At 61.4% G+C, this 23,718-nt stretch carries 19 protein-coding genes and 2 tRNA genes; 15 read left to right on the top strand and 6 right to left on the bottom strand.

Annotated elements, in window-relative coordinates:
- Positions 1-89 precede the first annotated feature (89 nt).
- The 3 genes from C1H69_RS06255 to C1H69_RS06245 all read right to left on the bottom strand — a co-directional run bounded on the left by C1H69_RS06255 (position 90) and on the right by C1H69_RS06245 (position 1,143).
- Positions 90-166 (bottom strand) — tRNA-Asp (locus C1H69_RS06255).
- A 40-nt stretch (positions 167-206) separates the two neighbouring features.
- Positions 207-282 (bottom strand) — tRNA-Val (locus C1H69_RS06250).
- A gap of 132 nt (positions 283-414) precedes the next feature.
- Positions 415-1,143, bottom strand: a complete 729-nt coding sequence (locus C1H69_RS06245; protein WP_240609837.1) for an alpha/beta family hydrolase — start codon at positions 1,141-1,143, stop codon at positions 415-417.
- Positions 1,144-1,305: 162 nt separating this feature from the next.
- Between C1H69_RS06245 and ccoN the strand changes: the two genes are divergently transcribed.
- From ccoN to fnr, 11 genes are all read left to right on the top strand, one after another.
- Positions 1,306-2,730, top strand: a complete 1,425-nt coding sequence (gene ccoN / locus C1H69_RS06240) for a cytochrome-c oxidase, cbb3-type subunit I (RefSeq protein ID WP_102652532.1) — start codon at positions 1,306-1,308, stop codon at positions 2,728-2,730.
- 22 nt (positions 2,731-2,752) lie between these two features.
- Positions 2,753-3,361, top strand: coding sequence for a cytochrome-c oxidase, cbb3-type subunit II (gene ccoO, locus C1H69_RS06235; RefSeq protein ID WP_102652531.1), 609 nt, complete (start codon positions 2,753-2,755; stop codon positions 3,359-3,361).
- 2 nt (positions 3,362-3,363) lie between these two features.
- On the top strand, positions 3,364-3,600 hold the full coding sequence (locus C1H69_RS06230; protein ID WP_102652623.1) for a cbb3-type cytochrome oxidase subunit 3: 237 nt from the start codon (positions 3,364-3,366) through the stop codon (positions 3,598-3,600).
- Complete coding sequence (gene ccoP, locus C1H69_RS06225) at positions 3,597-4,526, top strand: cytochrome-c oxidase, cbb3-type subunit III (protein WP_102652530.1); 930 nt, start codon at positions 3,597-3,599, stop codon at positions 4,524-4,526. The genes C1H69_RS06230 and ccoP overlap by 4 nt, the downstream gene beginning before the upstream one ends.
- Before the next feature lie 133 nt (positions 4,527-4,659).
- A complete protein-coding gene (ccoG, locus tag C1H69_RS06220) occupies positions 4,660-6,099 on the top strand; it encodes a cytochrome c oxidase accessory protein CcoG (RefSeq protein WP_102652529.1) in 1,440 nt (479 codons plus the stop codon).
- Positions 6,096-6,611 (top strand): FixH family protein, encoded by a 516-nt coding sequence (locus C1H69_RS06215; protein WP_102652528.1) that lies wholly within the window; start codon positions 6,096-6,098, stop codon positions 6,609-6,611. The genes ccoG and C1H69_RS06215 overlap by 4 nt, the downstream gene beginning before the upstream one ends.
- 79 nt (positions 6,612-6,690) lie before the next feature.
- Positions 6,691-9,153 carry a heavy metal translocating P-type ATPase gene (locus C1H69_RS06210; RefSeq protein ID WP_102652527.1) on the top strand — a complete coding sequence of 821 codons (2,463 nt, stop codon included), beginning with the start codon at positions 6,691-6,693 and terminating at the stop codon, positions 9,151-9,153.
- Complete coding sequence (ccoS, locus tag C1H69_RS06205) at positions 9,150-9,401, top strand: cbb3-type cytochrome oxidase assembly protein CcoS (RefSeq protein ID WP_102652526.1); 252 nt, start codon at positions 9,150-9,152, stop codon at positions 9,399-9,401. The genes C1H69_RS06210 and ccoS overlap by 4 nt, the downstream gene beginning before the upstream one ends.
- A complete protein-coding gene (locus C1H69_RS06200; protein WP_102652525.1) occupies positions 9,401-10,087 on the top strand; it encodes a sulfite exporter TauE/SafE family protein in 687 nt (228 codons plus the stop codon). Before ccoS ends, C1H69_RS06200 begins: the two co-directional genes overlap by 1 nt.
- A 112-nt stretch (positions 10,088-10,199) precedes the next feature.
- On the top strand, positions 10,200-11,615 hold the full coding sequence (gene hemN, locus C1H69_RS06195) for an oxygen-independent coproporphyrinogen III oxidase (protein ID WP_240609835.1): 1,416 nt from the start codon (positions 10,200-10,202) through the stop codon (positions 11,613-11,615).
- Positions 11,616-11,734: 119 nt separating this feature from the next.
- On the top strand, positions 11,735-12,481 hold the full coding sequence (gene fnr, locus C1H69_RS06190; protein WP_102652524.1) for a fumarate/nitrate reduction transcriptional regulator Fnr: 747 nt from the start codon (positions 11,735-11,737) through the stop codon (positions 12,479-12,481).
- 133 nt (positions 12,482-12,614) lie between these two features.
- Here the strand turns inward: fnr and ttcA are convergent, their stop codons facing one another.
- The 3 genes from ttcA to C1H69_RS06175 all read right to left on the bottom strand — a co-directional run bounded on the left by ttcA (position 12,615) and on the right by C1H69_RS06175 (position 16,147).
- Positions 12,615-13,559: a tRNA 2-thiocytidine(32) synthetase TtcA gene (gene ttcA / locus C1H69_RS06185; protein ID WP_102652621.1), complete on the bottom strand. Its 945-nt coding sequence runs from the start codon at positions 13,557-13,559 to the stop codon at positions 12,615-12,617.
- Positions 13,560-13,647: 88 nt separating this feature from the next.
- Positions 13,648-14,274: a 3'-5' exonuclease gene (locus C1H69_RS06180; protein ID WP_102652523.1), complete on the bottom strand. Its 627-nt coding sequence runs from the start codon at positions 14,272-14,274 to the stop codon at positions 13,648-13,650.
- A gap of 52 nt (positions 14,275-14,326) precedes the next feature.
- Positions 14,327-16,147, bottom strand: coding sequence for a putative nucleotidyltransferase substrate binding domain-containing protein (locus C1H69_RS06175; protein ID WP_102652620.1), 1,821 nt, complete (start codon positions 16,145-16,147; stop codon positions 14,327-14,329).
- A 736-nt stretch (positions 16,148-16,883) separates the two neighbouring features.
- Here C1H69_RS06175 and C1H69_RS06170 point away from each other — a divergent pair.
- The 4 genes from C1H69_RS06170 to C1H69_RS06155 all read left to right on the top strand — a co-directional run bounded on the left by C1H69_RS06170 (position 16,884) and on the right by C1H69_RS06155 (position 23,661).
- Positions 16,884-17,144, top strand: coding sequence for a DUF4212 domain-containing protein (locus C1H69_RS06170; protein ID WP_102652522.1), 261 nt, complete (start codon positions 16,884-16,886; stop codon positions 17,142-17,144).
- A gap of 6 nt (positions 17,145-17,150) precedes the next feature.
- Complete coding sequence (locus C1H69_RS06165; protein WP_102652521.1) at positions 17,151-18,947, top strand: sodium:solute symporter family protein; 1,797 nt, start codon at positions 17,151-17,153, stop codon at positions 18,945-18,947.
- A gap of 94 nt (positions 18,948-19,041) precedes the next feature.
- Positions 19,042-19,557, top strand: a complete 516-nt coding sequence (locus C1H69_RS06160; RefSeq protein ID WP_102652520.1) for a hypothetical protein — start codon at positions 19,042-19,044, stop codon at positions 19,555-19,557.
- A gap of 150 nt (positions 19,558-19,707) precedes the next feature.
- Positions 19,708-23,661, top strand: a complete 3,954-nt coding sequence (locus C1H69_RS06155; protein WP_102652519.1) for a hybrid sensor histidine kinase/response regulator — start codon at positions 19,708-19,710, stop codon at positions 23,659-23,661.
- The last annotated feature ends 57 nt before the right edge of the window (positions 23,662-23,718 follow it).

Here is a 23,718-nt window from a genome sequence, read left to right as displayed (position 1 = left end):
CTCGAACCCGCGACCTCCGGCGTGACAGGCCGGCATTCTAACCAACTGAACTACCGGTCCACAAAAACGACTACGACATCAGAAACAGTTGGCGGACCGGACGGGACTCGAACCCGCGACCTCCGGCGTGACAGGCCGGCATTCTAACCAACTGAACTACCGGTCCGCTGCGTGCTTCCTACATGATCGGTATCGCTCGAGAGCGATGGTGGGTGGTACAGGGTTCGAACCTGTGACCCCCAGCTTGTAAGGCTGGTGCTCTCCCAGCTGAGCTAACCACCCCCGGTCACGTGGCGCTGAATTCTACAGGGATACGGTTGGTTGTCAATGCCTTTCCACACGCCATCCCGCATCCGGCGGGTGCGCCTGACGCCCCGGGGCAGGCCCTGCTTCAGCCCGCGGCATCGCTCATTCTCATGCGTCCCGATACTCTTGCATGAAGCCCGCGATCGCGACGGCGCCCTCCCGGATCAGCACCGCCTGGGTGTGACCTGAAATCCGCCGCGGCTTCCAATCGTGGTCGCCATCCTCCAGCCAGTGCACACGTACCCGTTCGTCCAGGTCGTATTCCATCACCTCCTCGCGACTGCCGAAAGGATCGCGGCTGCCCTGAACGACCAGGGTCGGACAGGTGAGCAGCGGCCAATGGGCCAGGCGCAGGTTCTCCGGCCTGCCGGGCGGATGGAAAGGGTAGCCACAGAGAATCAATCCTGCTGCCTGGTCGCGGGCGGCCAGCAGACTGGCGGCACGGCCGCCCATGGATTTCCCGCCCAGCCAGAAAGGACCCAACTCCTGATGTGTCAGAATGTCGCACCAGGCGTTCAATTCATCCACCAGCCGATCAATACGCGGAGGCGGAAAGCGCTTTGCCTCTTTCTGCATGCGCTGCATGTAGGCGAACTCGATCGCCAGGGTCTGGACACCATGCTCAGCCAGAGCGGTACGCAGCTGACTCATGAAGAATGACCCCTGCCCAGCCCCCGCCCCGTGGGCAATCAGCAAACGCCCGGTGCTTCCATCACCTTTGATTTCCAGCGGACCCAGCCCCTCGACACACCAGCGCCCCGTCTCACGTTCGAGCAGGTGTTCACGGAGGCGTACCAAAGAGATTGCTACCCGATCTAGTCGTGCAAAGTCCGACACCGGTCAAACTCCTGTGCAAGTTTCGCCCTTGGGCGTGTTTCAGTCTGTGATGCGGCTGCGCTAGAATCCGTCTTGTTTTCTGACCTGCATCACCCAACCGGGAGCGTCAGCCGTGACATCAGTCGTAGCTGGCTCTCGATACGCGTTCGATGGGAACCTGACATGAGCACAGCATTAGAGCACCCGACCTACAATTACAAGGTAGTTCGGCAGTTCGCGATCATGACAGTGGTGTGGGGCATCGTGGGCATGCTCCTCGGTGTCATCCTTGCCGCACAGCTGGTTTGGCCGCAACTGAATCTTGATCTGCCGTGGACGAGCTTTGGCCGTCTGCGCCCGCTGCACACCAACGCCGTGATCTTCGCCTTCGGGGGCTCCGCCCTGATGGCGACGTCGTACTACGTGGTGCAGCGCACCTGCCAGACGCGGCTGTTCTCCGACAAGCTGGCCGCCTTCACCTTCTGGGGCTGGCAGGCGGTGATCGTTTCGGCCGTCATCACCCTGCCGCTGGGCTACACCACGACCAAGGAGTACGCCGAGCTGGAATGGCCGATCAGCATCCTGATCGCCGTGGTCTGGGTCAGCTATGCCATCGTCTTCCTGATGACCGTCAAGCAGCGCAAGACCTCCCACATCTACGTGGCCAACTGGTTCTTCGCCGCCTTCATCCTGACCGTGGCCGTGCTGCATATCGTCAACAACGCGGCGCTTCCGGTCACTGCGATGTATTCCGTCTCCGTCTATTCCGGCACCATCGACGCCATGGTGCAGTGGTGGTACGGGCATAACGCGGTCGGTTTCTTCCTGACCGCCGGCTTCCTCGGCATGATGTACTACTTCGTGCCCAAGCAGGCCGAACGCCCGATCTACTCCTATCGACTGTCCATCGTCCATTTCTGGGCGCTGATCATGATCTACATGTGGGCCGGCCCGCACCACCTCCACTACACCGCCCTTCCCAACTGGGCACAGTCGCTGGGCATGGTCATGTCGATCATCCTGCTGGCACCCTCCTGGGGCGGCATGATCAACGGCATGATGACCCTGTCCGGCGCCTGGCATAAGCTGCGCACCGACCCGACCCTGCGCTTCCTGGTGGTTGCCCTGTCATTCTACGGCATGTCCACCTTCGAAGGGCCGATGATGGCGATCAAGACTGTCAACGCTCTGTCCCACTACACCGATTGGACCATCGGCCACGTCCATGCCGGCGCGCTGGGCTGGGTAGCCATGATCACCATCGGTTCCATGTACCACCTGATTCCGCGCCTGTTCGGCCGCACCGAGATGTATTCGGTGGGCATGATCGCCCTGCACTTCTGGCTGGCGACCATCGGCACCGTGCTCTATATCGCCTCCATGTGGGTCAACGGCATCCTGCAGGGTCTGATGTGGCGCGCCATCAACCCCGACGGCACCCTGATGTACACCTTCATCGAGTCTGTCGAGGCCAGTGGCCCAGGTTACATCGTACGCCTGATCGGCGGCCTCTTCTGGATCATCGGCATGTTCATCATGGCCTTCAACGTCTTCATGACCATCAAGCGCAGCGAAGCCTCTCGCCAGCCGATTCCACAGACAGTCTGAGCAACCGGGGATACCGACACCAATGAAACACGAGATTGTCGAAAAGAACGTTGGCCTGCTCGCCGTGCTGATTCTGGTGGTGATCAGCTTTGGCGGCCTGGCCGAGATCGTGCCACTCTTCTTCCAGAAGCAGACCACGGAGCCGGTCGACGGCCTGCGTCCGCTCACCGCGCTGGAGCTGGAAGGCCGCGACGTCTACCGTCGCGAGGGCTGTGTGGGCTGCCATTCACAGATGATCCGCCCCTTCCGGGCCGAAACCGAGCGCTATGGCCACTACAGCGTCGCGGGCGAGTTCATCTACGAACACAATTTCCTGTGGGGCTCCAAGCGTACCGGACCGGACCTGGCCCGCGTAGGTGGCCGATACAGCGACGACTGGCACCGCGCCCACATGTACAACCCACGCGACGTGGTGCCCGAATCGATCATGCCGTCCTACCCCTGGCTGTTCGAGCGCACTCTCGACGGCAACGCGACGCCGCGCAAGATGGAAGCGCTGCGTGCACTCGGGGTGCCCTATACCGACGAAGATATCGAGAACGCCACACGCGAGGTACAAGGCCAGCAGGAGATTACGGCCCTGGTCGCCTACCTGCAGCAGTTGGGCACCGTGCTCGAGGGCACCCGTTGATCATGGATACCGGCACTTTTCGCGGCATTATCACTTTTCTGCTGATCATCGCTTTCCTCGGTATCACCTGGTGGGCCTACTCCCGGCGTCGCAAGCCGGACTTCGATGAAGCGGCCCAGCTGCCCTTCGCCGAAGATGACGCGCAACCAAACCGTGATAGCAGCGCCTCGCCCCGCTCCAGCAGCGAGCAGGACGGCAATGGCGATTCCCGTACGAACAAGGGAGACAGAAACGCATGAACAATCTTTGGGATGACTCCCTTTCCGGGTTCTGGAGCGCCTGGATCATCGTCCTCACGCTGGGCTCGATTGCCTTCGCCTTCTGGATTCTCTATGCCAACCGGAAAACCGACAAGGTGCCGGATGCCGATGGCAACGTGGAAACCACCGGCCACGCCGCCGATGAGATCGAGGAGTACGATAACCCCCTGCCCCGCTGGTGGTTCCAGCTTTACGTGGGCACCGTGGTGTTCTCGCTCGGCTACCTGTTGCTCTATCCGGGACTCGGCAACTTTGCCGGCTTGCTCGGCTGGACCCAGGAAGGTCAGTGGGAAGAGGAAGTGGCCCGTGCCGAGGAGCGCTTCACGCCGATCTTTGCCCAGTACCAGGAGATCCCGATCCCGGAACTGGCCCGGGATGAGGAAGCCATGCAGGTCGCCGAGCGAATCTACCTGAACAACTGTGCAGTGTGTCACGGCTCCAATGCGCAGGGGGGCTACGGTTTCCCCGACCTGACCGACGATGACTGGCTCTACGGCGGCGAGCCGGAACAGATCATGATATCGCTGGCCAGGGGCCGTAATGGCCTGATGCCATCCTGGCAACAGCTGGGCGAGAACAATATCGAGAACGTGACGCAGCACGTCCTGGCGCTATCCGACCTCGAGCATGACGCCGATCGTGCCGAGCAGGGGACAGCGGTCTATGCCTCGGTCTGTGCCGCCTGCCACGCGCCGGACGGCAGTGGCAACCAGGCCCTGGGCGCGCCCGACCTGACCAACGACACCTGGCTCTATCAGGCACCGGGGCAGAGCGTTGCCGACTCGGTTCGCCAGACCCTGCGCAACGGTCGTAACGGCCACATGCCGGCCCAGGAAGCCTATATCGGTGAAGAGCGCGTTCACCTGGTCGCCGCCTACGTCTACAGCCTGCGCTTCCGCGACTGAGCAGGCTCCCGAACGGCGAGGCAAGGGTGCGGCCTGGGGTCGCACCTTTTCTCTTGGTATCGATGCCTCGATACAATGAATTCGTTTCATTGCCTCCCTTCCGTGGGCAGCCTACCCCCGCCACGAGTCCGCCATGAGTGAAAAGATACCCACCCGCGACGTGACCCTGGATCCCGTGGGGCACCACGAGCCGCGAGCGGCCGTCCAGCAGGAGATGTATGCCAGTCGGCGCCATATCTATGTGCGTGAGATCAAGGGACTGTTCCAGCGCCTGCGCCGCTTCACCAACTGGCTGTTGATGCTGGCCTTCTTTGGCCTGCCATGGGTCCAATGGGATGAGCGCCCGCTGATCTGGTTCGACCTGCCGGGCCGGGAATTCCATATCCTTGCCGCGACCTTCTACCCCCAGGAGTTCATCCTGCTGTCGTGGCTGCTGATCATCTGCGCCTTTGGCCTGTTCTTCATCACGGTCTTTGCCGGCCGCGTGTGGTGCGGCTATACCTGCCCGCAAAGCGTCTGGACCTTTCTCTACATCTGGGTCGAGCATCGGCTGGAGGGCTCGCGCAACCGTCGCATGAAGCTCGACAAGCAGCCCATGACCCTGGACAAGGCATGGCGCAAGGGCACCAAGCATGTCGTCTGGCTCGCGATTGCCCTGGCGACCGGCATCACCTTTGTCGGCTATTTCACGCCGATCCGGGAACTGGTCGTGGAGCTGCCGACACTGCAGGCCCACGGCTGGTCCTACTTCTGGTCCGGTTTCTTCCTGGTGTTCACCTATCTCAACGCCGGCTGGCTGCGTGAACAGGTCTGCATCTACATGTGCCCCTATGCCCGCTTCCAGGGCGTCATGTTCGATGCCGACACCCTGATCGTCTCCTACGACGCAGACCGAGGCGAACCTCGTGGTGCCCGCAAGAGAAGTCTCGACCATCAGAAGGCGCGGGACGCCGGATACGGCGACTGTATCGACTGCGACCTCTGCGTCCAGGTCTGCCCGACAGGCATCGACATTCGCAACGGCCTACAATATGAATGCATCACTTGTGCCGCCTGCATCGACGCCTGCGATAGCGTGATGGACAAGATGCATTACCCGCGGGGGCTGATCCGCTATACCACCGAGAATACCCTGGAGGGCAAGCCATCGCGCATCCTGCGCCCGCGGCTGATGGGATATCTGGCGGCGCTGCTGGTCATGATCGGCCTGTTCACCTGGACCTTGAGCGACCGGATACCGCTGGATTTCGAAGTCGAGCGCGAGCGTGGCCAGCTGTTCCAGATGACACGAGAGGGGCGCATCAGCAATGTTTACACTCTGACAGTGCGTAACCAGGACCGTGAGGAGCACGAATTCCGCCTTGAAGTGAGCGGCCTGCCCGGCCTGGAAATCGATACCGATGCGCTGCGTGTCCCGGCCGGAGCCTCTCGTCTGTTCGCCGTCCAGGTGACCGCCGACCCCGAGGTGCTCGAGCGCCCCAGCCACCCAATACAATTGAACCTGCAATCCCAACAGAACGAACGCATAGCCCTTGAGCGAGACACTCGCTTTATCGGTGAAGCACGGAGATGACCATGACGACCCCTTCCCCCTGGTACAAGCAGTTCTGGCCCTGGTTCCTGCTCGGCCTGCTGTTCACGTCGATCTTCGGCAGCTCGACGCTGGCGGTAATGGCGGTTCGCACGGCCGACGGCCTGGTGCAGCAGGACTACTATGAGCACGGTCGCGCCATCAACATGGTACTGGCCAAGCAGCAGCGCGCCCATGACCTCAACCTGTCGGCCGACCTGCGCATCGACCCGCAGACCAGCGATATCATCGTACAGCTGCAAGGCGACGAACGCCCCGATACGCTACACCTGAAGCTGATCTTCCCGACGCAGGGTGATCGCGACCAGGAGATGTCGCTCCAGCATGTGCGCGAAGGGCGCTACCTGGGCCAGGCGCCCGACAATCTGCGCTATCGCTGGTATCTGCAACTGCATCCCAGTGCGGTCGAGCCGGCCTGGCGCCTGGTCGGCGAGGGCAGTTTTCCCAGCGAAGACGAATTCCGCCTGACCCCGGGCATCGCGGACCGCGGCTGATGTCCATCCCATCGATACACCACCCCGAGCGGCCATGAATCAACAAGAGACGGCCCGGCAAGAGTCGGCCCGACATGCCATGGCCTCCGAGCCCGGCACGGTCGACTGCTACCATTGTGGCAGCCAGGTCCCGGCGGGGGCGCCCTGGTCGATCGTCCTCGACGAGCAGGCGCACCCGCTATGCTGTCCGGGCTGCGAGGCGGTGGCACATGCCATCGTCAATGGCGGGTTGGAAAGCTACTACCGCTTTCGTACCGAGTTACCCGAGCGCCCCGACGATCGGCAGGCAGTCAAGGCCGAGACCTGGGCGGTATTCGACGACCCGGGCCTGCAGCGTGAGTTCGTGCACACGGAAGGCGACAGCGGGCTGGTCCATGCCACCCTCGCAGTGGACGGCATCACCTGCGCGGCCTGTGCCTGGCTGATAGAGCACCGCCTCAATGCACTGGAAGGCGTCAGCGTCAGTGCCGTCAACCTCAGCCACCATCGAGTACGCGTGACCTGGGACCCCCAGCGGCTCAAGCTCTCTCGCATCCTCGCCGAAATGGCCGCCATCGGCTATGGCGCACAGCCCTATGAGCCGGATGCCGCCCAGCAACGACTGCAGTTCGAGGAGCGGATGAACGTGCGCCGCCTGATCGTGGCTGCCGCGGGCATGATGCAGGTGATGATGTTCTCCATTCCCATCTATGTCGCCGACCCCGGCGAGATCAGCGACGACTTCCTGGCGCTGTTCAATTGGCTCTCCTTCGCTCTCGCCACGCCGGTCGTATTCTTCTCGGCCATGCCTTTCTTCCGCAATGCGGTGCGTGACCTGCGTACCCGAGTGCTGGGCATGGACGTGCCGGTCTCCATCGCCATCGGCGGTGCCTATCTGGCCAGCGGCTATGCGGTAATCACCAACACCGGCGAGGTATATTTCGATTCGGTGGCCATGTTCACCTTCTTCCTGCTGTTCGGGCGCTACGTGGAAGCGCGTGCCCGACGCCGCAGTGGCCACACCGGCAACGCCATGGCCGGTGCCTTGCCATTGTCGGCGGTGAGACTGACCGACGAGGGGGATGAGCGGATTCTGCCCGCCAGTGAACTCGCCGCCGGCGATCGGGTGTTGATCAAACCCGGCCATGGGGTTCCCGCCGATGGAGTGATCGAAGAGGGCGAATCCAGCCTGGATGAATCCATGCTCACCGGCGAATACCTCCCGGTGACGCGTCGGGTGGGCGACGGCGTTACCGGCGGCAGCCAGAACATCGAGAGCCCGCTGGTGGTGCGGGTCACCCATGCCGGCAGGGAGGCACGGGTGGCCGGTATCGTCGACCTCACCGATCGCGCCTTCGCCAGTCGACCCCGCCTGGCCCAGATGGCCGCCCGCATGTCGCACCTGTTCGTGCTGCGGCTGCTGCTGGTAACCACCTGCGTGTCCATTGCCTGGTGGTTCATCGACCCCTCGCGAGTCCTATGGGTCACCCTCTCGGTGCTGGTGGTGACCTGTCCCTGCGCCCTGGCGCTGGCCACACCCACGGCACTGACCGCCGGGCACGGTCAATTGCGCCGCCGCGGCGTGCTGATTACCCGAGCCGACGCCATCGAGTCGCTATCCCAGGTGGACCGGGTGATCTTCGACAAGACCGGCACCTTGACCAGCGGCGAGATGCAACTGCTCGAGACCCGTCCAATAGGCGGCCTGTCGGCGGATCGTGCGCGGGTCCTCGCGGCGGCCCTGGAGGCCCACTCCGAACACCCCATTGCCCGGGCCTTCCGCACCTGGCGCCAGGCCACCGTCAAGGCCAGCGAGCGGACGAGCCATACCGGCCAGGGCGTCGAGGGCACCATTGGCGACCGGCTCTGGCGACTGGGCCGTCCCGAGTTCGCCGCGCCGGAGCAGGGCCTCGAGGCCCCGGGGCCGGGTCAGTGGTTGCTGCTCGCCGAGGCGGGGGAGCCGCGCGCCTGGTTCGCCCTTCACGACCGGGTCCGGGAGGATGCGGCCGCTGTCGTGGCTGCCCTCCAGGCAGGTGGACTGAACGTCGAGCTGCTCTCCGGCGACAACGCCAGTGCCGTGGAGGACCTGGCCAAGGCCCTTGGTATCGCGTCCTGGCAGGCCGAAGCCAGCCCGGAAGACAAGCTGGCACGCATCCGCGAATGCCAGGCATCCGGCGAGAAAGTCGCCATGATCGGCGATGGCATCAATGACGTGCCGGTTCTGGCAGGGGCCGACGTGTCGATCGCCATGAACGGCGCCACCGACCTGGCCCGCACAAGTGCCGATGCGGTATTGCTCAGTCCCCGGCTCATGCGTATCGTCGAGTCCATCGAAATCGCCCGCGCCACACGGCGTATCATGCGCCAGAACATGATCTGGTCGGTGTGCTACAACTTCTCGGCACTGCCCTTGGCCGCCATCGGTATCGTGCCACCCTGGGTAGCCGCTCTTGGCATGTCGGCCAGTTCCTTGGTTGTGGTGGGCAATGCGCTGCGCCTGACCCGGTTCCAATTGGCACCGCCGCCCGTACCGCCACCTCCCGGCCGCCTGGTGACTGCATGACCATTCTCTACCTGCTCATTCCCCTGTCGTTGATCCTGCTCGGACTTGCCGTCTGGGCTTTCTTCTGGGCCGTGAAGAACGACCAGTTCGAGGATCTCGAAGGACCCGCTCATCGTATCCTGTTCGATGAGGACGACAATGACCTGACGTCGGAAGCACGCGCTCGACGTCAGGAGGCCTCTCGCGCCCACTCCCCAGACTCCAGCACCGACAATCGCCCGGACAACAGCGGACGTTCCGGGCACTGATGGATCCTACCGGACTCGGCTTCCCCCCCCTGGTGGCAGCCTTCGTCTTCGGCCTGCTCGGCGGAGCCCACTGTATCGGCATGTGTGGTGGCATCATGAGCGCCCTGACCTTTGCCGTGCCACCCAGCATGCGCAGTCCGGCGCGGCTCTCGGGGCTTCTGCTTGGCTACAATCTGGGCCGCGTACTCAGCTATATGTCCGCTGGCGCACTGGTTGCCTCGCTGGGCACCGTACTGGCGCTCTCGCCGGCTGCGAGGATAGCCTTGCAGGTATTTGCCGCCATGATGTTGATTCTGATGGCGCTCTACATTGCCAACTGGTGGAGGGGGCTACTCAAGGTCGAAGCCGTCGGTAAACGCCTGTGGCGTCATCTGGAGCCCGTTGGAAAGCGCCTGATGCCGGTTGTGAGGGTGCCCCAGGCCGTTGCCCTGGGCGCCGTCTGGGGCTGGCTCCCCTGCGGACTGGTCTACTCCATGCTGGCCTGGAGCCTGGCCATGGCCGATCCGCTGCGTGGTGCGCTGTTGATGGGTGCCTTCGGGCTAGGCACCCTGCCCGCTCTTCTCGTCACAGGCTTCGCCGCGCGTCAGCTTGGTTCGCTGATTCGACATCGGGCGACCCGCACCGTCGCGGCCCTGTCGATCATTGCGTTTGCCCTGTGGCAGCTGGCTTCACTGCTGCCACACTGAACAAACCGGTGGCCAACGCTTCGGCATCATCACTTCGCTTGACGCAGCTCAATCCGTTGATCAGACCGGACCGCTAGCATGAAGACACCTAACGAGACGCCGGAGTGCCTTCATGTCCGTGCCCGCGATGTCAGTACATCGAGCGATGGCCGATCCTTTCGCCTGGGACGAGGCCCTGCTGCGCCGCTACGATACCAGTGGCCCGCGCTATGCTTCATACCCAACCGCGCTCTCCTTCCGCGACGACTTCAGCGCACAGGATTATCAGGCTGCACTGGCACGCAGCAATGGCGGCGGCAAGTCACTGTCGTTATACATCCATATCCCTTTCTGCCGTCAACCCTGCTCCTACTGCGCCTGCAACACGATCATGACGCAGGATACCCGGCTGGCAGAGCCCTACATTTCCCGGCTCGATCGGGAAATGGTGCTGGTCAAACCCTATCTGGATACCCGCCGGGAAGTGGCTCAACTGCACTGGGGCGGTGGGACACCCACGTTCTTCAGCCTCGACCAGATGAGCGACCTCATCGATAGACTGGATGCCCGCTTCGGACTGTCGGGTGCCCGAGACCGTGACTACGCCATCGAGATCGACCCGCGCGAAGCCGACGTATTCACACTGCGTCATCTGCAGGCCCTGGGCTTCAACCGATTGAGTCTCGGCGTCCAGGACCTTGACCCCAAGGTGCAGAGCGCCGTCAATCGCATACAGCCGCGCATACTGACCGAAGTGCTGATCGATGAAGCAGACCGCCTGGGCTTTCGTTCGCTCAACCTCGACTTGATCTATGGCCTGCCCTTCCAGACCCGCGACAGCTTCGCCGACACCCTCAAGCAGGTCATCGCCATGGCGCCGGCGCGACTATCCATCTTCAACTATGCGCATCTGCCCAACCGCTTCAGGCCCCAGCAGCACATCAGGGAAGAGGATCTTCCCGGAGCGGAAGAGAAGCTGGCCATTCTGCGCACCACGATCGCCATGTTGACCGAGGCCGGTTATATCCATATCGGCATGGATCACTTTGCCCGACCCAACGATAGCCTCGCCCTGGCTCAGCAACAGAATACGCTTCAGCGCAATTTCCAGGGTTACTCCAGTCATGCCGAGTGCGATCTGGTGGGTCTCGGGGTGTCGGCGATCTCACGCATCGACGATGTCTATGCCCAGAACCCTATCAGCCTTGACGCCTACGAATCGGCGTTGGATGCCAGTCGTCTTCCCACGGCACGTGGCATTCGCCTGACCTTCGATGACCAGGTGCGTCGCTACGCCATCGAGCGCCTGATGTGCGACATGGCGCTGGATCTCGACCGCCTGGGCGAGGTGTTCGCCATCGATGCGCCGCGCTACTTGGCAAATGCGCTGGCAAGACTGGAGCAGCCCGAACGAGACGGCCTGATCACACGCCAGGGCAACCATCTGGTCGCCACCCCCATGGGGAGACTCTTGATCCGCCACCTGGCCATGGCTTTCGACGACCGCTTGCCACGACACAAAGGCCCTCATTACTCGCGAATACTCTAGCCGAGCGCCATTTTCACCATGGCGAAAGAGGACTTCTGCGTCCAATCGTCACAACCGGCGTTTTCCCGGACGAAAGAATGCTCCATAATACCTCAATGATCCCGGTCAAGGAGGTGAACATGGCTGTCAATGCGGCCAACGCGGTCGGCAAGCGGCGTTCGCTACTGCACGAAACCCGTTGTCAGAACTGCAGCCTTAGTTCGCTGTGCCTGCCTTTGGCACTCGAGCTCGAGGATATCGAGCAGTTCGATGCCATTATTCGCCGACGCGCACCTCTGAAGAAGGGTGAATCCCTCTTCCGCCAGGGCAATGCCTTCAACAGCGTGTTTGCGGTACGCTCCGGCAGCCTCAAGCAGGTCACCACCGAGGGCTCCGGCGACGATCAGGTCACCAATTTCTACCTGCCCAGCGAGCTGGTGGGGCTGGACGGTATCGACGAGCAGGCCTATCCCGGCAGCGTCATCGCCCTCGAGACCACAACGGTCTGTGAGATACCCTTCGATCGTCTCGACTCGCTTTCCGAACAGCTGCCCGAACTCCGCGGCCAGCTCTATCGCAGCATGAGCAAGGAGCTGCGTGACGACCGCCGCATGATGCGTCTTCTTTCGCGCAAGACCGCCGACCAGCGCCTGGCAAGTTTCTTCTCCAGCCTGTCGGATCGTTTCCGGCGTCGCGGCTATTCGCCGTACAGCTTCCGGCTCTCCATGTCCCGTGCCGACATCGGCAACTATCTGGGGCTGGCAGTCGAAACAGTGAGCCGAATCCTGGGCCGCTTCCAACAGCAAGAGCTGGTCGAAGTTTCCGGTCGAGAAGTGAATATTCTCAATCTGGAGGCTCTGCTCGCTCAAGCCCAGGAAGAACATTGACCAGATAGCATGCCATGCCTCTCCCCCATGCGAATGGCCCACAGAGCAAGGCTCGGTGGGCCATTTCCTTATCGGGTTTTTTTCTGGGGAAATGATGTCGACTCGAGCGGAAGCATTCGGCAACCGGGCCGGCTCAGTCCCCGCGTGTCAGGTCGAGCACGTCGATACGGCCAGCCTGCCGCCTTGCCTGCGCCTTCTCGAGACCCGCGAAGTCGAACAGGTCACGATCAGCCAGTTGCGACGGTGCCACGTTGGTTACCGCCTTGAACATGCTTTCCAGCCGACCGGGGTGCTTGGCTTCCCACTCGGCCAGCATCTCCTTGACCACCTGGCGCTGCAGGTTGGGCTGGGAGCCGCACAGGTTGCAGGGAATGATTGGAAACGCCATCAGTCGAGCAAACTCGACAATATCCGCTTCGCGACAATAGGCCAGGGGGCGGATCAGAATGTTCTTGCCATCATCGGAAAGCAGCTTAGGCGGCATGGCCTTCAGGCTGCCCCCGAAGAACAGGTTGAGAAAGAGGGTTTCGAGTATATCCTCTCGATGATGGCCCAGGGCGACCTTGGTGGCTCCGATGTCTTCGGCGAAGCCGTATAGCGAGCCGCGGCGCAGCCTCGAACAGAGCGCGCAGGTGGTCTTGCCTTCCGGGGTCTTTTCCTTGACCACGGAATAGGTATCGCGCTCGAGGATGTGATAGTCGACGCCGATGCCGTCCAGGTATTCGGGCAGCACATGCTCGGGAAAGCCCGGCTGCTTCTGGTCGAGGTTGACCGCTACCAGCGAGAAATTCACCGGTGCGTTGCGCTGCAGGCTGCGCAGGATTTCCAGCAGGGTATAGCTGTCCTTGCCGCCCGACAGACACACCATGACCCGGTCGCCTTCGTGGATCATGCCGTAATCGATGATGGCATGGCCTACCTGGCGGCGCAGGCGCTTCTGAAGCTTGTTGAACTCACGCCGTCCCTTGGCGTCGAGCTCATCCAGAGGGGGTCGAACCTCTTCTCCGGATGGTCGGGAAGCGGTCTCCAGGCGTTGGGGCTTGGAAACGAGGGGATCGAAGGTCATGGCGTCTTGCATGGTCACGGCGCTGCCAGGGCGTGTGGTGGATGACGGGAGCCATCCTACCATCGCCTGTGCAGCCTGGCGACGCAGGCGCAGGCTCGAATCACGCCTCACGGGCCTGCATCACGCCTCGCTCCAGCCGCAGGTAGATCAATGCCGTGGTCACGGCATCACCCAAGGCCGTATTGCGCCCCATCACGGGGACACCCAACGATTGGGCCACGTCATCGAAACGCGACGCCGGCGGTTCCGGCTCCATGGCGCTGCGTCGCAGCTGACGATGGTAGAGCTGTGCCACGTCGATGCCACTATTGGGCAGATCGAAGCCGAAGCGTGGCCGGAGCTGTCGATTGAGGATCGCCAGGTCGAAATCGAGCCGCCACCCCAGTAGCGGCCGATTGCCGATGAAATCCAACAGCTTCGCCAATGCCTCATCGATGCATTCGCCATCATCCAGGTCGATACCGCGCAGACCATGAATGCGAATGGAGTCGCCAGTGAGCGATGCCGGCCGCTTCAGGCGCAGATCCAGCGACTCACTGGCCAGCACACGATCGCCACGCACCTTCACCGCGGCGATGGAGACTGGCTCCGCCATACGCGTGTCCAGACCCGTGGTTTCACAATCGATGGCCACGAGTTCGTCGCCAGTGTAAGGATGGAACAGCCAGCCATACTCGCCATCGGCATGGCGACGTCGGTCGTTGGCCCGACGCAGTGCTCGAAACATTCTGCTCCTCCTGCCGTTCTTGCCTGCCCTGCCTTTCGCTGACTACCCGCCTTCAGGAATACTCCAGGTGGTAGCGCTGCGACAGGCTCTGCTTGAAATCCTTGACGATGTGCAATGCCTCACGCAGCAGGTCGCGCTCGAGCGATGACAGCTGCTGGACCACTACGCGATCGGGGCTCTTGCTGATGACATTGCCATCCAGCCGTTCCAGTTGCTGTTTCAGACGCAGCTCTGTGAAAAGCGACAGTGCCTCGGCAAGGTCCTCGGCGACCCGCTCTTCCAGGCGCCCATCGGCCGCCAGCGCTTCCAGACGCTCCAGTGTCGAAGTGGGCCTTATCCGCCGTTCCAGAGCCATGGTTCTCACACCATGCACGATGGGAAAGATACCGCCCTTCTTGATGTCGATGCCGTGCTGCGGCTTCTTGAGGGACCCGAACAGGGTCAGCGGCGTAGAGAAACGCAGCGCCGTGCGGGCAAAATAGGAAAGGAATATCTCGTCCCGGGAACACGCCTCGAAGAGGGCCTCTCGCACCCGGTCCAGAAGCGCCGGGTTACCGGCCACGGCATGCGAATCCAGCATGATGGCGAGCTTCATCAGGCTGTCGCCATCGCGAGCCTGGGCCCAGCGGGCGATTCGCTCACGCCACTCGGATACGGTTCCCACCCATTCCGGGTTGGACACCATGATGTTGCCGGGACAGGGTGGGTAGCCCAACTCGATCAACGTTTCGGTGAGGCGCTGCATCTGCTCGCCCACATCCGGCCACTCGAGGTCATCGGCCAGGATCAGGCCATTGTCCTGGTCGGTCTTGAGTATCTGTTCTCCCCGTCCCTCGCTGCCCATCACCATCAGGCAGCTCTGCCCGTGGTACCGCTCATCGATCAGGAAGCCCCAGGCCTTCGACATGATGCGACCGTTGAGCGCCGCGAGAAGACCCATGGCAAAGCGAAGCTTGACCCCCTGTGCCATCAACGCCTTGACCAGTTCAGGAGTACGACGACTGGCACGGAACAGGACATCGAGGCTGTCGGCCTGCTCGACCTGCAGGCTGACCACGTAGCTGCGGCTGGAAAAATAGCTGAGCACGTCTGTCAACTCGACCACGCCGACCGGCTTGTCCTGCTCGATGACCACGACGCGCTCCACCTTGAAGCGGGTCATTATCACCAACACCTCGAACAGGTATTGGTCCGGCCCCACGGTAACCAGCTCAAAGCGGGCGACATCCTGCACAGGACTGCTCTGCTCCCTCCCCTCCAGCACAAGGGCGTCAAGCAGGTTGGTCTTGGTGACCATTCCGGCACCCTGCTCGCCTTCGACCAGCAGGCTATCGGCATGGCTGTCATGCAGCGTGACAACCGCTTCGGCAATGGTCGACTCAGGGCCAACGCAAAGCGGGGCTCGCATGCACTCACTGACCTTGGCCAGCATGAAGCCGGCCATGGTCACTCCCCCCTCTGCACGCTGCTCGGTCAGCAGACGTGCCTTGTGGGCCAGCGTCTGGCGAAAGAATTCAGCGAACGGGGGATAGTCATCGCAGAGTGTCAGGAACAGCGCCTTGGGCAACAGGTAGCAGAGGCTCTCCTGCTCGGCCCGGAAGCGATAGCGGCTCTTGCCGTTGAGAATGCTGATGGCACCGAACAGATCGCCCGAGGTGTAATGCCCTATGCGTTCACGGGCGCCAGGCAGGGTAGTATCCAGCTCGGCGATTTCTCCCTTGTGGATCAGGAAGACGAACTCGCCTGGCTGGCCGGTTTCGAGGATGATTTCATCACGATCGAAATACGCCAGGTCGATACCGCTGCGAACACGATCGCGCCCCTCATCATCAAGAAAGGTGAACGGCGGTTGGGAGAGATCGACATCGACCATATACTGCTGCCCTCGCTGGCCGTCTCTGGCCAACAGCACCTGCAGCGAATGAGTGGCCTTGCTGCCTTTGCCACCTACGTTTCCACTTCGCCACATACGTTTCGATACATATTCCGCCGCACAGACAGCAAGGCATGTTCCCTGCACCGGAGCTTGCAGGAACTTCCTCAGCGCCTCCTTGGTGGCTACCTGTGCTGAGAATGCTTCAAGCAGGATAACAAGATCGGCTTTTCACACATAACCTAGACCATCGTCCTAGATGTTACCGGCTAGACAATGGTCCCACACGCCCTCCTAGACAATAGTCTATGCACCGAACAAATAGACAAAAGTCCTATAAGATCCCGTTCTAGACAATCGTCCTATACCTGGACGAAGATGCTGGGAAATCATCCAGCAAGGAATCCGTATCATACTGAAAATAAGTAGAAAAAACACAATACGTTTAATCACAGTTTTCTCATGATACCAAAGTCTGGGATTTATTTTCTGCACTTATTGACCAATATTGCCATTGAATCATGCAGGGCAATCGCACGTCGGTAAGATACCTCGACATCAGGCAAGAGACATGGTGGGAAGTGTGGCTGGGCGCGGGATCAAGATCAGAAACAGGCGCTTGCCGGCGCCATCGTCGAGGTGCCAATTAACGGTTGCCTCCGTGGGGTATCCCTGATGAATCATCAATCTCTCTTTGCAACTTCCCAACCTTGAAAAACAATTGGAGAGCAACACTATGGCAGATGATAAATCCAATGCTGCTGCGTACTGGAAAGCGAATGTTCGCCTGATAACAGGATGTCTGATTGTATGGGCCCTGGTGTCCTATGGCTTCGCCATCCTGCTACGTCCCATGATCGCGTGGATTCCCATCGGAGGTACCGACCTGGGCTTCTGGTTTGCCCAACAGGGGTCCATGTTTACTTTCATCGGACTCATTTTCTTCTACGCATGGAAAATGAACAAGCTCGATGAAAAATTCGGACTTGGGGAGTAAGCCGGAATGAGTCAATTTGCAATCAACCTCTTGTTCGTGGGCGGCTCCTTTGCCCTCTATATCGGCATTGCGATCTGGTCACGGGCCGGCTCGACCAAGGACTTCTATGTCGCCGGCGGCGGTGTCCACCCTGTTACCAACGGCATGGCCACCGCTGCCGACTGGATGTCGGCTGCGTCCTTCATCTCCATGGCCGGCCTGCTGGCAACCGGCGGCTACGCCAACTCCTCCTTCCTGATGGGCTGGACCGGTGGCTACGTCATCCTGGCCATGCTGCTGGCACCTTACCTGCGCAAGTTCGGCAAGTTCACCGTTCCCGACTTCATCGGTGATCGCTTCTACAGCAGTACCGCGCGCCTTGTGGCGGTCGTCTGCCTGGTTGTGGCCTCGGTGACCTACGTCATCGGGCAGATGACCGGCGCCGGCGTCGCCTTCTCACGCTTCCTGGAAGTCAGCAACACCTGGGGCATCTGGATCGCCGCCACCATCGTCTTCCTGTACGCCGTATTCGGTGGCATGAAGGGCATCACCTACACCCAGGTGGCGCAGTACGTGGTACTGATCATCGCCTATACCATTCCGGCCGTGTTCATCGCCCTGCAGCTCACCGGCAACCCGATTCCGATGTTCGGCATGTTCAGTACGCACAATGAATCCGGCGTACCGCTGCTGGCCAAGCTGAGCGAAGTACTGGTGGAACTGGGCTTCCAGGACTATGCCGCCGATGTCGACGACAAGCTGAACATGGTGCTGTTCACGCTGTCGCTGATGATCGGTACCGCCGGTCTGCCCCACGTCATCATCCGCTTCTTCACCGTACCGAAAGTCGCCGATGCGCGCTGGTCAGCCGGCTGGGCCCTGGTCTTCATCGCCCTGCTCTACCTGACCGCTCCCGCCGTGGCCTCCATGGCACGCCTAAACCTGCTGACAACCGTCTACCCGGAAGCTGCCGGCCAGGTCGTGAACTATGAAGAGGCAATGGCCGAGCCGATCCTGTATGAGGAGCGCCCCGAGTGGTTCCGCACCTGGGAAGAGACCGGCCTGATCACCTTCAACGACCTGAACGATGACGGTCGCATCCAGTTCTACAACGACGCCAACCCCGCCTTCGCCGATGAGGCCGCAGACCGTGGCTGGGAGGGTAACGAACTGGAAGTCAACAACGACATCCTGGTACTGGCCAACCCCGAAATCGCCAACCTGCCGGGCTGGGTCATAGGCCTGGTGGCAGCCGGTGGCATTGCGGCGGCGCTTTCCACCGCAGCGGGCCTGCTGCTGGCGATATCTTCGGCAATCAGCCACGATCTGATCAAGAAGACAATCAACCCCAATATCAGCGAAAAGGGCGAGATGCTCGCGGCGCGAATTTCCATGGGGGGCGCCATCCTGCTTGCTACCTACCTGGGGTTGAACCCGCCCGGATTTGCGGCCCAGACGGTGGCATTGGCCTTCGGTATCGCTGCGGCCTCGCTCTTCCCGGCACTGATGATGGGCATCTTCTCCAAGCGGGTGAACGGCAAGGGCGCCGTTGCCGGTATGCTGGCGGGCCTGATCACCACCCTGCTGTATCTATTCACCTACCTGGGCTGGTTCTTCATCTCCGGCACCAACATGCTGCCCAACACGCCGGACAACTGGATCGCGGGCATCTCGCCGCTCTCCTTCGGCGCCATCGGCGCGATAATCAACTTCGCCGTTGCCTTCGGTGTCTCCTATGCAACCGAAGAGCCTCCGCAGGAAATCCAGGACCTGGTGGAAAGCGTTCGCTATCCCAAAGGCGCTGGCGGTGCGGTTGACCACTAAGCCATAATGGATTCCTGACACAGCAAGGCTGTCGTGGAATCAAAACCAAGTCGGGCTTCCTGGTGGAAGCCCGACTGCTTTCGGAAGGTACACTATGATATGGCATCTGGTTGCAGCGATATTTGCCGGGTTGGGAGCCGCGGGCATTGGCCTGCTACTGCGGCTGATCAGCGGCAAGCGCCTGCCCCGTTGGGTCATTCCGGCCTTCGCCGGCCTGGGCATGCTGGGTTACCAGATTCACTACGAGTACTCCTGGCTGAGCCACAAGCAGGGGCAACTGCCGGCCACGGCCCAGGTGGTATCCACCGAGGAGGGTGGAGCCTTCTGGCGCCCCTGGACGTACTTCTTTCCCATGACCACGGCCTTCAGCGTGGTGGATCGAAGCAGCATGGTGCCGAGAGAGGCAGACGATCAACTGCTGGTGGAGTTCATGCTCTATCGCTTCGAGAAGGATTACGTGGACCGATTGACGCATCAGGCGTTCCTGATGAACTGCACCTCACAGGAAAAGCTGCCGCTTATCGGCGAAGAGCGCCAGCCCCGCTTCTCTGCCCTGCGTAGCGTCGACAGCGATACTCCGCTGTATCAGGCGGTCTGTCGCGATACCTGAGTCCGACAGCACCTACCCATCGTCGGTTTGCCATCGGTAGGCCGGCCATCTCGATCCTGACGCCCGGCTTCCTGCTGCCCTGGTCATCGACTTGCTGCCCTCCCGACCGTCATTGCCATAGAATGGGCGCAGACCCGAGGGAGAGAGTGCATGTTTGCCGGTTGGCTACTGATTGCCGTATCACTGCTCTATATTACCGTGCTGTTCACCATCGCCTGGCGAGGCGACCGTCATGCACGACAGCATGGTGCCAGTCGCCGCCGGCCGATCATCTACAGCCTGGCCCTGGCTATCTACTGCACTTCCTGGAGCTTTTACGGCGCCGTCGGCCAGGCCGCCACCTCCGGCTGGTCCTTCGCCAGCATCTACGTGGGGCCCATCCTTACCTTCCTGCTCTTCTGGCCAGTGCTGGCCAAGATGATTCGCGTGGCCAAGCGCCAGAACGTTACCTCCATTGCCGATTTCATCGCCTCTCGCTACGGCAAGACCCAATCGCTGGCGGCCTTCGCCAGCCTGGTGGCCCTGATCGGCACCCTGCCCTATATCGCGCTGCAGCTCAAGGCGGTATCGACCTCCTTCGCCCTACTCACCGACGCGACGGACATTACCCACGCCCCCCTTTTCGCCGACACGGCCTTCTTCGTCGCCATCGTCATGGCAGCATTCGCCATTCTCTTCGGCACTCGACACACGGACGCTACCGAACACCATGAAGGCTTGATACACGCCGTAGCCTTCGAGTCACTGGTCAAGCTGGTGGCCTTCCTGATACTTGGCGCCTATGTGACATGGGGCATGTTCGGCGGACTGGGCGATCTGTTGAGCCGTGCCGATACACAGCTCGAACTGCAGCGCCAATTGATCGACCAGGACTTCGGTCGCAGTTTCTGGGCCCAGACGCTCCTGGCCATGCTGGCTATCTTCTGCCTGCCTAGGCAGTTTCACGTGACGGTCGTGGAAAACACCCATCCCGACGACGCCACCAAGGCACGCTGGCTGTTTCCACTGTATCTCTTGGCATTTGCCTTCTTCATATTGCCCATTGCCGCCGCCGGCCTGGCCACGTTCCCCGATGGCTCCGTAGAGCCCGACACCTTCGTGCTGGCATTGCCGATGGCAGCCGGTAACCAGTGGCTGACCCTGCTCACCTATATCGGTGGTTTCTCGGCAGCAACCGGCATGGTCATCGTGGCCACGGTGGCGGTGTCCATCATGATCTCGAATGAGATCGTGATCCCGCTCCTGTTCCGTCTACGCTGGCTGGATGCACGCCCTCGAGATTATGGTCGCCTGGTCCTGCAGGCCCGGCGCATCACCATCTGTGCCATTCTCGCCCTGGCCTACGGCTTCTATCATCTGATTGGGGAATTCAGTTCCCTGGCCTCCATCGGCATGCTCTCTTTCGCCGCGGCGGCGCAATTCGCCCCGGCCCTGCTGGGTGGGCTCTACTGGAAACGCGGCAATCGGCTGGGGGTCGTCGTCGGCATGAACGCCGGCTTTGCCATCTGGGCGTACAGCCTGTTGATGCCTGCCATGATCCAGGCCGGCGTACTGCCGGCCCACTGGATCGATGGCGGGCCTCTGGGTCACCCCTGGCTGATGCCCACTGCCCTGTTTGGCCTCAATTTCGGCGACGGTTTCACTCACGGCGTCATGCTCTCGCTGGGACTCAATCTGTTCTGCTATATCTTCGTTTCCCAGATCACGTCACAGCGAGTCGTCGAGCGTATCCAGGCTTCCTTGTTCGTCGATAGCGTCGAGACACGCCAGACATCCATCAATCGTCCCTGGACCGGCGCCACTACCGTGGGCGACCTGCAGGTGCTCTGTGAACGCTTCCTGGGGGCAGGCCAGGTACAGCGTGCCTTCGACGACTACGCCCGGCGTACCGGAAAACCCCTGGAAGAGGGAGCCCGTGCCTCCATCGACGTGATTCAGTTCACCGAACGCTTCCTGGCCTCGGTACTGGGGGCGTCATCGGCGCGTATCGTCGTCAACTCCGCGCTTCAGGGACGCGGCATCGGTATCTCGGATGTGATCTCCATCGTCGATGAAGCCTCTCAGGTTCTGGAGTTCAACCGAGCCCTGCTGCAAGCCACCATCGAGAACATCAACCAGGGCATCAGCGTAGTGGACCAGAATCTGCGACTGGTGGTGTGGAATCAGCGCTATCTGGAGCTGTTTCGCTTTCCGGACCACCTGATTCGAGTCGGGGCACCGATCGACAAGATCTTCCGCTACAACGCCCACAACGGAGAATACGGCCCGGGGGATCCCGAGGAGCATGTTCAGTTGCTGATCGACAACATCCGCGATGGCCAGCCGCACCGTTACGTACGCTATCGTCAGGACGGCAGTGTACTGGAGGTACAGGGCAACCCCATGCCGGGAGGCGGTTTCGTCTACACCTACCAGGACATCACCCAGCAGAAGCGAATCGAGGAAGCACTGATTCGTTCCGAAAACAACATCCGCATCTATACGGATAATGTGCCGGCACTGATCGCCTACTTCGACAAGGAGTGCCGTTACCTCTTTACCAACCGCGCCTATGAACAAGCCTTCGGCATTGATCGTAACGAGGTCATCGGCAGGCACGTGGATACGGTAATCGTTGGTGAGATGGCTCGTGAGCGGGCTCCCTGGATCCGCCGTGCCCTGTCTGGTGAGCGGGTGAGCTTCGAGGTCTCGATGCAAGGAGCCGAGGGCATACGTTACATGCTGGTCACGTACACGCCGCACTTTGGTGATAGCGGTGCGATTCTCGGTTTCTTCTCTCTCTATCAGGACATTACCGAGCGCCGCCTGGCGGAGATCGCCCTCAAGGAGACCAACGAGACCCTGGAAGAACGTGTTCGGGAGCGCACCCAGGCACTGTCCGAAGCCAACGCCGCACTGCGCCAGGAAAACCGTGTACGGGCCGAAGCCGAACAGGCGCTGCGTCAGGCCAAGCAGGTGGCCGAGGACGCCAACGCCTCCAAGACACGCTTTCTGGCTGCCGCCAGCCACGACCTGCTGCAACCATTGAATGCCGCGAGATTGTTTACGTCGGCCCTCTCCCAGGAGAACGTGGCCGAGGACATGACGCGCACCATTGGCCATATCGACAACTCACTGCAAGCCGCCGAAGAACTGCTTGGTACCCTGCTCGATATTTCCAAACTGGATGCCGGGGCGCTGACACCACGACGCAGCCACTTCGCCCTCGCCGATATCGTTCAACCACTCCACGCCGAGTTCGAGGTCATGGCCGAAGACAGGGGCCTCGATCTCGACGTCGTTCCAACCCGACAGTGGGTCGACAGCGACCCCCAGATGCTGCGCCGAATCATCCAGAATTTTCTCTCGAATGCTATCCGCTACACCCAGGAGGGACGAGTACTGCTGGGGTGTCGGCGCAAGGGCGACCGTCTCAGCATCGAGGTGTGGGACAGCGGTCCGGGTATTCCCGAATCCAAGCAGTCCGAGATATTCCAGGAATTCCGTCGGCTCGATCAGGCGTCGCGACACAAGGAGAGTGAAAAGGGGCTGGGGCTGGGATTGTCGATTGCCGATCGCATGAGCCGCGTGCTCGATCACCCGATCCGGGTACGATCCCGGGAAGGCTTCGGGACAGTCTTCTCGGTGAGCGTGCCGGTTGTCGAAGCCCGCCCCCAGGAAGTCTCGGCAGGCCAGGCAACCACTCGGCGCGCCGGCAACAAGCTCGCCGGTACCTGTATCCTCTGCATCGACAACGAGACCCTGATCCTCGAAGGCATGAAGGCGATGCTATCCGGTTGGGGCTGTGATGTCTTCACCGCCACCAGTATCGGCGGAGCCAAGTCGATCCTGCGCCACCTGGACGGCGAGCCGGATGCCATCCTTGCCGACTACCATCTGGATAACGAAGTGACCGGCCTGATGGCCCTTGAAGCCCTCAGCGAACGGCTGCAGAATGCCATACCGGGCATCGTGATCACGGCCGACCGCACCGAGGAAGTCGCAGAGGAGATCAGGCGCAGCGGCTATCATCTGCTGCAGAAGCCGGTACGCCCTGCTGCCTTGCGTGCTCTGCTCACCCGTACCTTGCAGGCCAGCCGAGCGGTCAACAAACAGGAGGAATGAAACGATACGAACCGGACGGCCCGATCATCCGACCGGGCCGTCCGGTTCGCGCGCAAC

Source organism: Billgrantia endophytica (assembly GCF_002879615.1).
In the GTDB taxonomy this organism is placed as follows: domain Bacteria; phylum Pseudomonadota; class Gammaproteobacteria; order Pseudomonadales; family Halomonadaceae; genus Halomonas; species Halomonas endophytica.
Note: the sequence above shows the minus strand (reverse complement) of the source record. Positions and strands in the feature narration are given on the sequence as shown.

Bases quoted from the DNA above. Each gene is read 5' to 3' on its own strand.
- C1H69_RS06180 (WP_102652523.1), bottom strand. From the start codon at position 14,274: ATGTTTCGAGCACTGCGTCGGGCCAACGACCGACGTCGCCATGCCGAT.
- C1H69_RS06200 (WP_102652525.1), top strand. From the start codon at position 9,401: ATGGATCCTACCGGACTCGGCTTCCCCCCCCTGGTGGCAGCCTTCGTC.
- ttcA (WP_102652621.1), bottom strand. From the start codon at position 13,559: ATGCAAGACGCCATGACCTTCGATCCCCTCGTTTCCAAGCCCCAACGC.
- C1H69_RS06160 (WP_102652520.1), top strand. From the start codon at position 19,042: ATGATATGGCATCTGGTTGCAGCGATATTTGCCGGGTTGGGAGCCGCG.
- ccoN (WP_102652532.1), top strand. From the start codon at position 1,306: ATGAGCACAGCATTAGAGCACCCGACCTACAATTACAAGGTAGTTCGG.
- C1H69_RS06230 (WP_102652623.1), top strand. From the start codon at position 3,364: ATGGATACCGGCACTTTTCGCGGCATTATCACTTTTCTGCTGATCATC.
- C1H69_RS06215 (WP_102652528.1), top strand. From the start codon at position 6,096: ATGACCATGACGACCCCTTCCCCCTGGTACAAGCAGTTCTGGCCCTGG.
- ccoS (WP_102652526.1), top strand. From the start codon at position 9,150: ATGACCATTCTCTACCTGCTCATTCCCCTGTCGTTGATCCTGCTCGGA.
- C1H69_RS06170 (WP_102652522.1), top strand. From the start codon at position 16,884: ATGGCAGATGATAAATCCAATGCTGCTGCGTACTGGAAAGCGAATGTT.
- C1H69_RS06210 (WP_102652527.1), top strand. From the start codon at position 6,691: ATGGCCTCCGAGCCCGGCACGGTCGACTGCTACCATTGTGGCAGCCAG.
- ccoO (WP_102652531.1), top strand. From the start codon at position 2,753: ATGAAACACGAGATTGTCGAAAAGAACGTTGGCCTGCTCGCCGTGCTG.
- C1H69_RS06175 (WP_102652620.1), bottom strand. From the start codon at position 16,147: ATGGTCGATGTCGATCTCTCCCAACCGCCGTTCACCTTTCTTGATGAT.
- C1H69_RS06155 (WP_102652519.1), top strand. From the start codon at position 19,708: ATGTTTGCCGGTTGGCTACTGATTGCCGTATCACTGCTCTATATTACC.
- ccoG (WP_102652529.1), top strand. From the start codon at position 4,660: ATGAGTGAAAAGATACCCACCCGCGACGTGACCCTGGATCCCGTGGGG.
- C1H69_RS06165 (WP_102652521.1), top strand. From the start codon at position 17,151: ATGAGTCAATTTGCAATCAACCTCTTGTTCGTGGGCGGCTCCTTTGCC.
- ccoP (WP_102652530.1), top strand. From the start codon at position 3,597: ATGAACAATCTTTGGGATGACTCCCTTTCCGGGTTCTGGAGCGCCTGG.
- hemN (WP_240609835.1), top strand. From the start codon at position 10,200: ATGTCCGTGCCCGCGATGTCAGTACATCGAGCGATGGCCGATCCTTTC.
- fnr (WP_102652524.1), top strand. From the start codon at position 11,735: ATGGCTGTCAATGCGGCCAACGCGGTCGGCAAGCGGCGTTCGCTACTG.